10 protein-coding genes are annotated in these 12,872 nt (G+C 45.9%); 9 read left to right on the forward strand and 1 reads right to left on the reverse strand.

Features of this window, described 5'->3' with window-relative positions; genetic code table 11:
- Positions 1-68: 68 nt before the first annotated feature.
- The 4 genes from ACERC8_RS00945 to ACERC8_RS00960 all read left to right on the forward strand — a co-directional run bounded on the left by ACERC8_RS00945 (position 69) and on the right by ACERC8_RS00960 (position 4,225).
- Positions 69-1,121: an LLM class flavin-dependent oxidoreductase gene (locus ACERC8_RS00945; RefSeq protein WP_373658029.1), complete on the forward strand. Its 1,053-nt coding sequence runs from the start codon at positions 69-71 to the stop codon at positions 1,119-1,121.
- 214 nt (positions 1,122-1,335) lie between these two features.
- Complete coding sequence (locus tag ACERC8_RS00950) at positions 1,336-3,462, forward strand: Tex family protein (protein ID WP_373658031.1); 2,127 nt, start codon at positions 1,336-1,338, stop codon at positions 3,460-3,462.
- Positions 3,449-3,874: a SprT family protein gene (locus tag ACERC8_RS00955; protein ID WP_373658032.1), complete on the forward strand. Its 426-nt coding sequence runs from the start codon at positions 3,449-3,451 to the stop codon at positions 3,872-3,874. Before ACERC8_RS00950 ends, ACERC8_RS00955 begins: the two co-directional genes overlap by 14 nt.
- Positions 3,875-3,949: 75 nt before the next feature.
- A complete protein-coding gene (locus tag ACERC8_RS00960) occupies positions 3,950-4,225 on the forward strand; it encodes a PspC domain-containing protein (RefSeq protein WP_373658033.1) in 276 nt (91 codons plus the stop codon).
- 360 nt (positions 4,226-4,585) lie between these two features.
- Here ACERC8_RS00960 and lysS read toward each other — a convergent pair whose 3' ends face one another.
- On the reverse strand, positions 4,586-6,076 hold the full coding sequence (gene lysS / locus ACERC8_RS00965; protein ID WP_373658034.1) for a lysine--tRNA ligase: 1,491 nt from the start codon (positions 6,074-6,076) through the stop codon (positions 4,586-4,588).
- 294 nt (positions 6,077-6,370) lie between these two features.
- Between lysS and trmL the strand changes: the two genes are divergently transcribed.
- The 5 genes from trmL to glyS all read left to right on the forward strand — a co-directional run bounded on the left by trmL (position 6,371) and on the right by glyS (position 12,806).
- Positions 6,371-6,880 carry a tRNA (uridine(34)/cytosine(34)/5-carboxymethylaminomethyluridine(34)-2'-O)-methyltransferase TrmL gene (gene trmL / locus ACERC8_RS00970; RefSeq protein WP_373658035.1) on the forward strand — a complete coding sequence of 170 codons (510 nt, stop codon included), beginning with the start codon at positions 6,371-6,373 and terminating at the stop codon, positions 6,878-6,880.
- Between the two features lie 134 nt (positions 6,881-7,014).
- Positions 7,015-8,163, forward strand: a complete 1,149-nt coding sequence (gene nagA / locus ACERC8_RS00975; protein WP_373658036.1) for an N-acetylglucosamine-6-phosphate deacetylase — start codon at positions 7,015-7,017, stop codon at positions 8,161-8,163.
- A gap of 388 nt (positions 8,164-8,551) precedes the next feature.
- Complete coding sequence (locus ACERC8_RS00980; RefSeq protein WP_373658079.1) at positions 8,552-9,310, forward strand: elongation factor Tu; 759 nt, start codon at positions 8,552-8,554, stop codon at positions 9,308-9,310.
- Between the two features lie 190 nt (positions 9,311-9,500).
- Positions 9,501-10,415, forward strand: a complete 915-nt coding sequence (gene glyQ / locus ACERC8_RS00985; protein WP_373658037.1) for a glycine--tRNA ligase subunit alpha — start codon at positions 9,501-9,503, stop codon at positions 10,413-10,415.
- A 351-nt stretch (positions 10,416-10,766) separates the two neighbouring features.
- Entirely contained in the window at positions 10,767-12,806 is a 2,040-nt protein-coding gene (gene glyS / locus ACERC8_RS00990) for a glycine--tRNA ligase subunit beta (protein WP_373658038.1), read from the forward strand.
- Positions 12,807-12,872 lie beyond the last annotated feature (66 nt).

The raw sequence follows: 12,872 nt of genomic DNA on the forward strand, positions 1-12,872 counted from the left end.
CAAATGAATTGAAAAAGACACTACATAGTGATAAAATAATACTCGTCATATAACGAAGGAGTTTATGCATGAAACAGATCGAGTTAGGTATTTCAACATTTGGCGACACGTCTGAACTGGTTGGCACAGGAAAGCCCTTGGCTCATGACCAGCGCCTGCGTGATTTAGTTGAGGAGATTGAATTAGCTGATCAGGTTGGTCTTGATTTTTATGGCATTGGGGAGCATCATCGAGAAGATTTTGCGGTTTCTGCACCAGAGATTGTTCTTGCTGCTGGTGCGGTTAAGACCAAGCGCATTCGCTTGAGTTCTGCGGTGACCGTTTTGTCCTCTATTGATCCTATTCGCCTTTACCAGCAGTATGCTACCATTGATGCGTTGTCAAATGGCAGAGCAGAGATTATGGCTGGTCGAGGATCATTTACAGAAAGTTTTCCGCTATTTGGCTATGATTTGAAAGATTATGAAGAACTGTCCGACGAAAAATTGGAGATGCTTTTAGCGATTAAAGACTCTACCTATCTGAATTGGACAGGAAAGCATACCCAAACCGTTGATAACAAGCCAGTTTTACCTCGTGCTGTGCAAAAAGACTTTTCGATTTGGGTAGCGACTGGCGGTAATGCGGCTTCGACTGTCAAAATTGCAGAAAAAGGTTTACCGATTGCTTACGTGATTATCGGTGGCAATCCCAGAGCCTTCAAACAACTAACCAAAGCTTATCGAGAGATTGGTCAGCAAGCAGGGCATGATAGTGATCGGTTAAAAATTGCTGCCTATTCGTTGGGATGGTTGGCTGAAACAACAGAACAAGCTGTCGAAGATTATTTCCTACCGACTAAAATTGCTTCCGATAATATTGGGCGGACACGTCCTTACTGGCGACCACTGACTCGTGAGTATTATGACAGTGCAGTTGGACCAGATGGCGCTATGTTTGTCGGTGATGCCGATACCGTGGCTGAGAAGATGATTCGCCTGATTGAGGATTTGGACCTAGATCGCTTTATGCTACACTTGCCAATTGGTTCTATGCCATATGCTGAGACCTTAAAGGCAATCAGGATTTATGGTGAACAGGTTGAACCAAAGGTACGTGCTTATTTTGCTGGGAAAGCGTAAATGAATCTACCAGTACAAATGAGTATGGAGGAACTAATAGTCACCCCTTATCATTTAACGACATCAGGATTTCAGCATCATTGACAGTCACTCGTTAAATTTTAGTTAATGCATAAAACACTTGTGACAACTGACGTGACGAGTGTCTTTTAGTTGCCACTCGTCATCACCTGATGCTTTTTTCTTTTATCTTTTAATGTGATATAATAGTCCTATGGAACAGAAAGAAAAAATTGCTCACACCCTGAGTGTGAGCCCAACACAAGTTGAAACAGTCCTTGTCTTGACGGCAGAAGGCAACACCATTCCTTTTATCGCTCGTTACCGCAAGGAAGCAACAGGTAACCTTGATGAAGTTGCCATCAAAGCTATTGTGGATTTAGACAAGAGTTTGACGGCATTGATGGAACGCCAAGCAACTGTACTAGGTAAAATAGCTGAGCAAGGAAAATTAACAGAAGAGCTAAAAGCTGCCATCGAGCAGGCGACAAAGTTATCAGAAGTCGAGGAACTTTATGCTCCTTATAAAGAAAAGCGCCGTACCAAGGCAACACAAGCCAGGGAAGCAGGTCTTTTCCCCTTGGCGCGTCTCATCTTGCAGAATGTTGGTGATTTGAGTCAACAGGCGGCAACTTTTGTCAGCGAACAATACCCAACTGCTAAGGAAGCTATAGCAGGAGCTTGTGATATTTTAATTGAAGCTTTGGCTGATGATCACAGGGTTAGGGCATGGGTTTACAATGAGGTCTGGCGCTATGGGCAGTTAACCTCAGAGCTTAAAGATGAAAAAGCTGATGAGAAAAAAGTCTTTCAAATTTATTATGATTTTATAGAACCTATCAATAAATTGCATGGGTATCGGGTTCTAGCGCTCAATAGGGCTGACAAACTAGGAATCCTCAAACTCAGTTTTGTCCATAACGTGGACAAAATGATCCGTTTTTTAGCGGCTCGCTTCAAGGAAAAGAACCAGTACATCGACCAGATTATCCAATCAGCCCTCAAGAAAAAAATTCTACCTGCTATTGAACGACGCATCTGGTCAGAACTCCTCGAAATGGCAGAAGATGGGGCTATACAGCTCTTTTCAACCAATCTCCGTCAGTTGCTTTTAATTCCTCCTCTCAAAGGGAAAATGGTTTTGGGCTTTGACCCTGCTTTTCGGACAGGGGCAAAATTAGCAGTAGTGGACCAGACAGGTAAGCTCCTAGAGACTCAGGTGATTTATCCCGTTAAGCCTGCTAGCAAGGCTCAAATTACAGAAGCTAAAGCCGAGCTGAGGCAGCTTATTGAGGCGTTTGCGATAGAGATTATTGCGATTGGGAATGGCACAGCTAGTCGAGAAAGTGAAGCATTTGTGGCAGAAGTGCTGGCAGACTACCGTGATGTTTCCTATGTCATCGTCAACGAGAGCGGTGCCTCTGTTTACTCTGCTTCCGAACAAGCGCGAGCAGAGTTTCCAGACTTGACTGTGGAGAAGCGCTCGGCTATTTCCATCGCCAGACGTCTCCAAGACCCGCTGGCTGAGTTAGTTAAAATTGACCCTAAATCCATCGGTGTCGGCCAGTACCAGCATGATGTCAGCCAGAAGAAATTAGCAGAGCATCTGGATTTTGTGGTGGAGACGGTGGTGAACCAAGTCGGTGTTAATGTCAATACAGCAAGTAGTGCCTTGTTATCTCATGTTTCTGGTCTGAGCAAGACGATTTCAGATAACATTGTTGCTTACCGTGAAGAAAACGGGCTCATCAGGAGCCGGACTGAGTTGAAAAAAGTGCCTCGTTTGGGTGCAAAAGCCTTTGAACAGGCCGCTGGCTTTTTGCGTATTCCAGAGAGTAATAACATTTTGGATAATACTGGCGTTCACCCAGAGAGCTACCCTGCTGTGAAAGCCTTGCTTGACAAGCAAGACATTTCTCAGCTGGATGAGCTTGCTCAAGTGAAACTCAAGCGTTTATCGATTGCAGAGACTGCGCATGAATTGGGTATCGGTGAAGCGACGCTAACGGACATTATTGCTGATCTGCTCAAGCCAGGTCGCGATTTGCGTGAGGAATTTGCAGCACCAATTCTCCGTCAAGATGTCCTAGAGCTCTCTGACTTGACTATTGGACATGAGCTTGAAGGCACGGTTCGAAATGTGGTCGACTTTGGTGCTTTTGTTGATATTGGTCTTCATGAGGATGGGCTCATCCATATTTCACAAATGAGCCATCAGTTTATCAAGCATCCGAGTGAGAAGGTTTCGGTGGGAGACATTGTGACGGTATGGGTTTCTAGGATTGACCAGGATCGTCAAAAGGTTAATCTGTCCTTGGTGCCACTCGATGAACTTAGATGATTATGTTCGGCAAGTGTCGCTAGAAGACTTTGGTCTTCCTTTTCGCCACAAGGCTGTGTGGAATAACCGATTGAGGAGCACAGGTGGTCGCTTCTTTCCAAATGATGGGCATTTGGACTTCAATCTCAAGGTTCTAGAAGAACATGGCGAAGCTGTTTTTCGGAAAATCGTCAGGCATGAGCTCTGCCATTATCACCTGTATCATGCTAAAAAGGGCTATCGGCATAGAGATAAAGATTTTAAGGACTTGCTGAAGCAGGTGGACGGGCTAAGATTTGTCCCATCAAGCAGGCAAGCAACTTATCATTATAGTTGCCGAGCTTGCGGGACGATTTACTCAAGGCAGCGGCGAATCAATCAAACCAAGTACCGTTGCGGCAAATGTTTAGGGCAGCTAGACTTGAATTTGTAAAATCAGTCTTATGACCGATGTTTTTTCGACAAATCTCGGTTATACTAGACTTATCATCACATGAGGAGGTCAGTCATGACAACAGAATTTTATAAACTTCGTCGGCAAAAAGCCGTTTCGGGAGTCCTAGCCGGTCTGTCTGATCGTTTTGGTTGGGATTTGTCCTTGGTACGTGTGCTGTTTATGTTAGCTATTTTCTTTACGAAAATACCGGGAATTCTGATTTATTTCATCCTGGCATTTGTTCTTCCATATAAAGAAGATTTGCTTGAAGAGCAGTATGGCACAGGTCCTCGCAAAGTCAAACAAGCCAAGCCTGTCAAAGATGACAACGACGGCTGGTTTTGGTAAATTTTTAGCGAATGTTAATCTGGCTAATAACAGGATAGCCGATATCAAGAAACCACCGATTAGTTAAAATGACTAATCGGTGGTTTTGTTGTTTTGTCAGATTACGATGGCAGAGACGGATAAGTAAACAAGTGCTTAGATTGATTGCTTTTTCAGAATACCATCATCGCAAAAATCAACCCAGATGTCGAGTTGTCAAAGCAAGCAAAGCCATGAATGAAGGATATTACTTTGACAACAATATCTCGCCTTACAGCATCTTCACTGTGAATATTTTATCCGACTATTAAACAAAAACCCTCGCTTGGAAATCCAAAAGCGAGGGGTGAACTTGCTGTGGTGCCTGAAATTTTATTCACTTTACAAATTCTTCATTGTAGGGAATAAGAGCACATCACGGATAGTTATCGTGTCCGTCAAGAGCATGCAGAGGCGGTCGATGCCGATACCGAGTCCACCTGTTGGTGGCATACCGTACTCCAGTGCTTCAACATAGTCATAGTCAATGCCTGTTGCCTCATCATCACCTAGGTCCTTAGCTGCTGCCTGTGCTTTGAAGCGCTCCAACTGGTCAATCGGGTCATTGAGCTCGGTAAAGGCGTTGCCGTACTCCTTGGTCATGATAAAGAGCTCAAAGCGGTCAGTGAAACGAGGATCCTCGTCATTTTTCTTGGCCAATGGTGATACAGCGACGGGGTGACCGTAAACAAAGGTTGGCTGGATTAGGGTATCTTCCACAAATTCCTCAAAGAAGGCGTTGATGATATGCCCAACCTCAGTGTAGTGTTTTTCAACTGGGACATGTTTTTCCTTAGCAATAGCTGTTGCCTCTTCCAAAGTCATGTCTTGCCAGAAGTCCACGCCTGTTTGCTCCTTGATGGCATCCACCATGTGTACTCGTTTGAAGGGTTCGTGAAGCTTGATTTCCGTCCCCTGATAGATGACAGGCGCATCACCTTTGACACTCTTCGCCACATGTTGGATAATGCCCTCGGTCAAGTCCATGATATCTTGATAGTCGGCATAAGCTTGGTAAACCTCAATCATAGTAAACTCAGGGTTATGCGTAGCGTCCATACCTTCGTTACGGAAAATCCGCCCGATTTCATAGACCTTCTCCATGCCACCAACAATAAGGCGTTTTAAGTGTAATTCAAGTGCGATACGTAAAACCATATCAATATTTTGAGCATTATGGTGGGTGATAAATGGCCGAGCAGCTGCCCCACCTGCCTCATTGTGGAGGACAGGGGTCTCCACTTCTAGGAAGCCCAGACCGTCTAAATAGCGACGGATTTCAGAAATGACTTTTGAGCGGGTGATGAAGCGGTCAAAGCTCTCACGATTAGAAATCAAGTCCAGATGGCGCTTACGGTAGATGGTTTCGATGTCTGTTAAGCCGTGGAATTTCTCAGGCAGAGGACGCAGGGCTTTAGACAGGTGGGTTAGTTTGGTCGCATGGAGCGACAGCTCACCAACGTTGGTCTTGAAGACAGTTCCCTCAATGCCAAGGAAGTCGCCCAAGTCAGCTTTTTTGAAAATCTCATAGGCCTCTTCGCCGACATCGTCCTTACGGACATAAATCTGAATTTGCCCCTCGCGGTCTTGGAGATGGGCAAAGCCAGCCTTACCTTTACCACGCTTGGTCATGAGACGGCCAGCAATTACCGCTGTTGCACCGAGTTCCTCTAATTCTTCCTTGCTCTTCTCGTCAAACTCAGCCTTCAACTCTGCGGAATTAGCCGTGCGTTCAAAGCGTTTCCCAAATGGATCAATTCCTGCCTCAATCAAGGCCTGCAATTTCTCACGACGAACCAACTGCTGGTCGTTTAATTCTTCCAAATGTGACATAGTGTCCTCCAAAAATTGTCTTTACCTTTAATTTTAACACAAATTTAGCCGGATAGCACGATTTTTGATGAAAAATAGTAGAGCTGATGCAACTCGATATCTCCTGAGCAATATGTTGTGTCATGTGTAAGCAGAAGTCTTGACAAATGATGTCAGATGGTCTATACTTGTAGTAAGCATTCGTTGATTTAGCTCTTCCCTGTTATGAGTTAAGTTAATGAAGCACCGCCAGTCACGCTGTCTGCTGAGTTATTCCGGACGGTGTGACTATTTTTGTATTGTGAAGGAGACATGATGACCTATCGTAATCATATTGTGCTTTATCAGCCCCAGATTCCACAAAATACAGGCAACATCGCCAGAACCTGTGCTGCAACTAATTCTCCCCTGCACATCATCAAGCCCATGGGGTTTCCTATTGATGATAAAAAGATGAAGCGAGCTGGTCTAGATTATTGGGATAAGCTAGAGGTGCATTATTACGATAGTTTAGAAGAGTTTCTAGATACTTGTCAAGGCAGCCTGTACTTAATTAGTAAATTTGCTCAAAAAACCTATGACCAAGCTGATTTTGCCTTATCAGGTGATCACTACCTTATGTTTGGAAGAGAAGATACGGGTCTGCCAGAGGCGTTTATGCGACAATATGAGGACAAGGCTCTTCGCATTCCGATGAATGATGATCATGTTCGAAGCCTCAATGTGTCTAATACTGTGTGCCTGCTAGTCTATGAGGCACTTAGACAACAACAGTTTGCTGGACTGGACTTGGTTCATACTTACGAGCAGGATAAGCTAAAATAGAAAAGTATTTAACCAAATCTTAGGTGTGAAAGCAGGTATATAGGGATTTAAGTGTTTAAAATTTGGTATAGACCATTTACAAATCTAAAAAAGAGGAGTATAATAGAAATATCAAGTACATGGAGGCGATGTCAATGACTTACTACATAAAAGCAGATTCCTTCTTTTACCCTTACGAAGAGTGTCGTGGAGGCTATCTCGCAGTAACAGACGGCGTGTTTGGAGACTGGACAGCTCAAGTACCTGCTGACGCTGAAATTTTAGATTATACAGGCTATAGCATTGCACCTGGTCTGGTGGATACCCACATCCATGGCTTTGGTGGTGCAGATGTGATGGACAACAGTGTCGAAGCCATCGAGACGATTTCAGCAGGTTTGCCATCAACTGGGGTGACTAGCTATTTGCCAACAACTTTAACGTCAACCTTTGAGATTCTCAATGAGGTTTGTGAAAAGGTTGCTCAAGCCAAACATGCTAAAGGAGCTAAGATTCAAGGGCTTTATTTTGAAGGACCTTACTTTACCGAGGAGTTCAAGGGGGCTCAGAACCCAGCTTACATGGGTGACCCATCTATCGAACAGTTTGAAACGTGGCAGGCTTCTGCCCAAGGGTTGATTTCTAAAATTGCCATTGCACCTGAACGCAATGGTGTTTCAGAATTTGTCCGTCATGTGACGGATCAGGGTGTCGTTGTTGCTCTAGGGCATTCTAATGCCACTTTTTCTCAAGCTCAGGATGCGGTCTACGCTGGTGCTAGTGTCTGGGTCCATGCCTATAATGGGATGCGCGGTCTCAACCACCGTGAGCCAGGTATGGTTGGTGCAGTTTACGATATTCCAAACACCTATGCGGAGTTGATTTGTGATGGGCACCACGTCAATCCAAAGGCTTGCGAAATTCTTATTAAACAAAAAAGCCATGACCATGTGGCGCTAATCACAGACTGTATGAGAGCTGGCGGTATGCCAGAGGGTGATTACATGCTAGGTGATTTCCCTGTTATCGTGGAAAATGGCACAGCACGACTCAAGGATAACACAGCTAGTTTAGCAGGTTCTATCCTCAAACTTTACCAAGGGCTCAAAAATGTGGCTGATTGGGGTATTGCCAGCCGTGTCGAAGCAGTCCGTATGGCCAGTCTCATCCCAGCCATTTCCTGCAAGATTGATGACAAATGTGGTCAGATTAAGAGCGGTCGCGATGCTGACTTCATTGTTTTGACCAAGGATCTTGATCTGGTTGCCACTTATATTGATGGTCAAAAAGTTTATCAAGTATAATTTGGTAACCTGTTTATCAGGCTGAATGTGTCTTAAGCCATTTGGAGAAGTTAAGAAGTCTTTTGATTGAAGGAAAACTTAACTTCAGATGCATGGTGTAACTGTTCTGTCATTGAAAGAGTGTATGTAAGAAGGCAGAAAACAATCGTTACTGGACAAGATTGAGATTTTTTGGTAGACTAATTACTAGAAAGAGAACCATCATAGGGTTTCTGAAGCGAGCTTGGGGGGGTGAGAGCCAAGTGAAACAGGTGTTGGGTCGGCACTTTCTGTTCACAATTTGATAACCAATCAAGTCATAAATTAGGGTGGAACCGCGTCTCGAACGCCCCTATGCGTTAAGCTAGGAGTGTATGGGATGGGGTTCTTTGCTTTAGAAAGGAAAGCGATGGATTATCTCTATCTTGTTGATAGCAAGGAACAGTTGACGGCTTATCAAGCCTTTGTGGCTAAGTACGATAAGACCATAGTCGACTACCTTCAGTTTCTATCCGAGACCTATGCGGTCAGAGATCTGCCGCAAGCAGTTCTTTGGGCGACTGCTCATGCGGCTAGCCATATTATCAGAGAGTGCCCTATCCCAGCCTATACCAATGCTGTTCGTCTCGTACTGACGCCAGAACGGCAGGTTTGGCGGGATTTATATCTGAAACAGTTAGACTGCTATGAGCCGTCGGAACTTCTTGACCAATTGCGTCAGTATTATGCGCAAGTGTCAGATAATTATGTTTTACAGGTTTTGGGTCATGAATTTGCCCATTGGTCAGACCGTTTCGCAGAAGATAAGGACTTTTATCGCTACATCTGGTTTGAAGAGGGCATGGTCGAGTATATCAGTCGCCGCTATTTTCTCACACCAGAAGAATTTGCAGCTGAGAAATGGGCAAATCAGCAGTTGGTCAATCTCTTTGAGCAACATTATGGTTGGCACTCGCTGAATGACTTTGGTCAGGCAACTTATGAAGGAGATTACGCGAGCATTTTTTATGAGTATTGGCGCAGTTTTCTTCTGGTTGATCAGCTGATTGACCAGTTAGGGTCTGTTGAGGCCGTTTTTGCTTATTGTCATGAGTGGTTGGAGACTGAGCCTGTTCAGACATTTTTGGATTGGTTGATAAAAAAAGGTGTTTTGCCACAAGAGCCTTAACGGTTGATTACCTAAAGCGGAGAAACCTTGCGTACAAGACGAATTGTTCACAGGGGCATTTCAATCGCCTATCCTACGGAACGTCTCGTGAGCCCTTTCCTAGCCCCTCTACTAGCTCTCATCACTAAACATTATCGGTTGAGTGATTAGAGTATCGCAAGTCCTAAACATTATTTTTAAGGAGAATATTATGTCTAAAAAATTGACTTTCCAGGAGATCATCCTGATCTTACAACAATTTTGGAATGAGCAAGGGTGCATGCTTATGCAGGCCTACGATACAGAAAAAGGGGCGGGAACCATGTCGCCTTACACTTTCTTGCGTGCCATCGGTCCTGAGCCGTGGAATGCGGCTTATGTAGAGCCGTCTCGCCGTCCAGCAGATGGTCGTTATGGGGAAAACCCAAACCGTCTTTACCAGCACCACCAGTTTCAGGTGGTTATGAAACCATCGCCGAGCAATATCCAAGAGCTTTATTTGCAATCCTTAGAAAAATTAGGGATCAATCCTTTGGAGCATGACATTCGCTTTGTTGAGGATAACTGGGAAAATCCTTCAACGGGTTCTGCGGGTCTGGGCTGGGAAGTCTGGCTTGATGGCATGGAAATCACTCAATTTACCTACTTCCAGCAGGTGGGGGGGCTTGAGACAGGTCCTGTCACTGCTGAAGTCACTTACGGCTTGGAGCGCTTGGCGTCCTATATCCAAGAAGTCGAGTCGGTCTATGACATCGAGTGGGCACGTGGGGTCAAGTACGGCGAAATCTTCACCCAACCAGAGTACGAGCATTCTAAATACAGCTTTGAAGTCAGTGACCAAGACTTGTTGCTCAGCAATTTTGACAAATTTGAAGCCGAAGCGAAACGCTGCTTAGATGAGCATCTAGTGCACCCAGCCTTTGACTATGTGCTCAAGTGCTCTCACACCTTCAACCTTTTAGACGCGCGTGGGGCAGTATCGGTGACGGAGCGGGCAGGCTACATCGCTCGTATCCGAAACTTGGCGCGTGTGGTCGCCAAAACCTTTGTCGCAGAACGCAAACGCTTGGGCTATCCGCTTTTAGATGAGGCAACTCGTGCCAAACTCTTGGCGGAAGAAGAGTAATGCGAGCTTTAGCGAGCATCCTGGGATAGATTCGCCGTGGTGACAGGACAGAGAGTGGGACAGAAATCGGTGATTCGTCAGAATTCGATTTCGTCGTCCCACCTCCGCACAGTTGAGTAGGGCTGTAAAAGCTGATGGAATCAGCGTATTAGAGCCCACTCAACCACTGCGTCTTGCTTATTTGATGATAATAAAGTGGAGAGACCGAGACTTTGTACCACACTCTGTCTGAGTGGATTTTGGAGAGTTTAGGCTCCAAAATTAGCCACGAAACCAAAGGTTTACTGGCGTCCCCCACCACTTAAGAATCTATCAAAAAAGACATTTCAAAAAGAATTTTTGAGGTAAAACATGACAAAAACTGTATTGATTGAACTGGGCTTGGAGGAAATCCCTGCCTACATCGTGACGCCTGCCATGAACCAGTTGAAAGACAAGGTGTCTGCCTTTTTGGCGGACAATCGGTTGAGTTTTGAAGGGATTGAGGCCTTCTCAACTCCACGCCGTCTGGCCGTGCGTGTGTCTGGTTTGGCCGAGCGTCAAACCGACCTAAGCGAAGACTTCAAGGGTCCGGCTAAGAAAATCGCCTTGGACGCTGATGGCAACTTTACCAAGGCTGCTGAAGGCTTTGTCCGCGGCAAGGGCTTGACCACAGCTGACATTCGCTTTGAGGACATTAAGGGTGAAGAGTATGTTTACGTGACCAAAAATGAAGCGGGTCAACCTGCGGAAACGGTCTTGGCAGGTATTCCAGAGGTGCTTAAAAGCCTGACCTTTCCTGTTAGCATGGCTTGGGGCTCAAACACTTTCAAATACATCCGACCTGTCCACACCTTGATGGTCTTGGTGGATGATGTGGCCTTGGACATGGATTTTCTTGACATCACATCTGGTCGCACCAGTCGTGGGCACCGCTTTTTGGGGAAAGAGACCGAGATTGCAACTGCTGACAGCTACGAAGCTGACCTGCGGGAGCAGTTTGTCATCGCAGACCCAGCGGAACGTCAAGACATGATTGTCAGTCAAATCAGAGCCATCGAGGCAGCACAAGGGGTGGTTGTGGATATTGATGAGGAGCTCTTGAGCGAGGTGCTCAACCTAGTCGAGTACCCGACTGCCTTTATGGGGAGCTTTGACGCCAAGTATCTGGACGTGCCAGAAGAAGTTCTGGTGACCTCTATGAAGAATCACCAGCGCTATTTTGTCGTGCGGGATAAGACGGGCAAGCTCCTTCCGAATTTTATCTCTGTCCGCAACGGCAACGACCAACACCTCGAAAATGTCATCAAAGGCAACGAAAAAGTCCTCGTAGCACGCTTGGAAGACGGTGAATTTTTCTGGAAAGAGGACCAGAAATTGGTGATTGCGGACTTGGTGGCGAAGCTCGCTAATGTCACCTTCCATGAAAAAATTGGCAGTCTTTCCGAGCACATGGCGCGGACGGCGACCATAGCTAGCCATTTGGCGGCAATGGCAGAGCTATCTGACGAAGAGCGGTCAGACCTTGACCGTGCTGCCAGCATCTACAAGTTCGACCTCTTGACCGGCATGGTTGGTGAATTTGACGAGCTCCAAGGCATCATGGGGGAGAAATATGCCCTCTTGGCTAGCGAGACCGCTGGTGTGGCAGCAGCTATCCGTGAGCATTACCTGCCAAATTCTGCCGAAGGGGAGCTTCCTGAGACAAAAGTCGGTGCGGTCTTGGCACTTTCTGACAAGCTGGACACGTTACTGTCATTCTTCTCAGTGGGCTTGATCCCGTCTGGGTCAAACGATCCATATGCCCTGCGTCGGGCAACTGCTGGTATCGTGCGGATTTTGGACAAGTTTGGTTGGAACGTTCCTTTGGACAAGTTGGTGACAGAGCTGTATGCCCTCAACTTTGATAGCCTGACCTATGCCAACCAAGCGGATGTCATGAGCTTTATCGCTGCCCGTATCGAGAAGATGATGGACAGTAGCATTCCTAAAGACATCCGTGAAGCAGTTCTCTCTAGCTCGACCTTTGTGGTCAAGGATCTTCTGGCTGCCAGCTCGGCTATTTTCCAAGCCTCTAAGACGGACGGCTACAAATCAGCCGTGGAAAGTCTGGCTCGGGTCTTTAACTTGGCGGAGAAAGCAGAAGCAGGTGTGACCTTGTCAGCCGATCTCTTTGAAAACGAGGCAGAAAAAGCCTTGGCAGCGGCTGTCGAGGCCTTGAGTTTGAGTGAGGACATGGCTGCCAACCTGGCCAGTCTCTTTGCTCTTAGCCCAGTCATTGACGCTTTCTTTGACAATACTATGGTCATGGCGGACGACATGGCGGTTCGCAACAATCGCTTGGCCTTGCTCAAGACCTTGGCGGAGAAGGCAGGTCAAGTGGCGGTGTTTAATCAGCTCAATACCAAGTAAGAATATAACGTATGATTGAGATTTTTTGCACTGACCTCACCATCACAGCGTTTCTGCTGTTTTAGA

The organism is Streptococcus sp. E29BA (assembly GCF_041807805.1).
Classification (GTDB): domain Bacteria; phylum Bacillota; class Bacilli; order Lactobacillales; family Streptococcaceae; genus Streptococcus; species Streptococcus entericus.

Bases quoted from the DNA above. Each gene is read 5' to 3' on its own strand.
- ACERC8_RS00945 (WP_373658029.1), top strand. From the start codon at position 69: ATGAAACAGATCGAGTTAGGTATTTCAACATTTGGCGACACGTCTGAA.
- ACERC8_RS00950 (WP_373658031.1), top strand. From the start codon at position 1,336: ATGGAACAGAAAGAAAAAATTGCTCACACCCTGAGTGTGAGCCCAACA.
- ACERC8_RS00955 (WP_373658032.1), top strand. From the start codon at position 3,449: ATGAACTTAGATGATTATGTTCGGCAAGTGTCGCTAGAAGACTTTGGT.
- ACERC8_RS00960 (WP_373658033.1), top strand. From the start codon at position 3,950: ATGACAACAGAATTTTATAAACTTCGTCGGCAAAAAGCCGTTTCGGGA.
- lysS (WP_373658034.1), bottom strand. From the start codon at position 6,076: ATGTCACATTTGGAAGAATTAAACGACCAGCAGTTGGTTCGTCGTGAG.
- trmL (WP_373658035.1), top strand. From the start codon at position 6,371: ATGACCTATCGTAATCATATTGTGCTTTATCAGCCCCAGATTCCACAA.
- nagA (WP_373658036.1), top strand. From the start codon at position 7,015: ATGACTTACTACATAAAAGCAGATTCCTTCTTTTACCCTTACGAAGAG.
- ACERC8_RS00980 (WP_373658079.1), top strand. From the start codon at position 8,552: ATGGATTATCTCTATCTTGTTGATAGCAAGGAACAGTTGACGGCTTAT.
- glyQ (WP_373658037.1), top strand. From the start codon at position 9,501: ATGTCTAAAAAATTGACTTTCCAGGAGATCATCCTGATCTTACAACAA.
- glyS (WP_373658038.1), top strand. From the start codon at position 10,767: ATGACAAAAACTGTATTGATTGAACTGGGCTTGGAGGAAATCCCTGCC.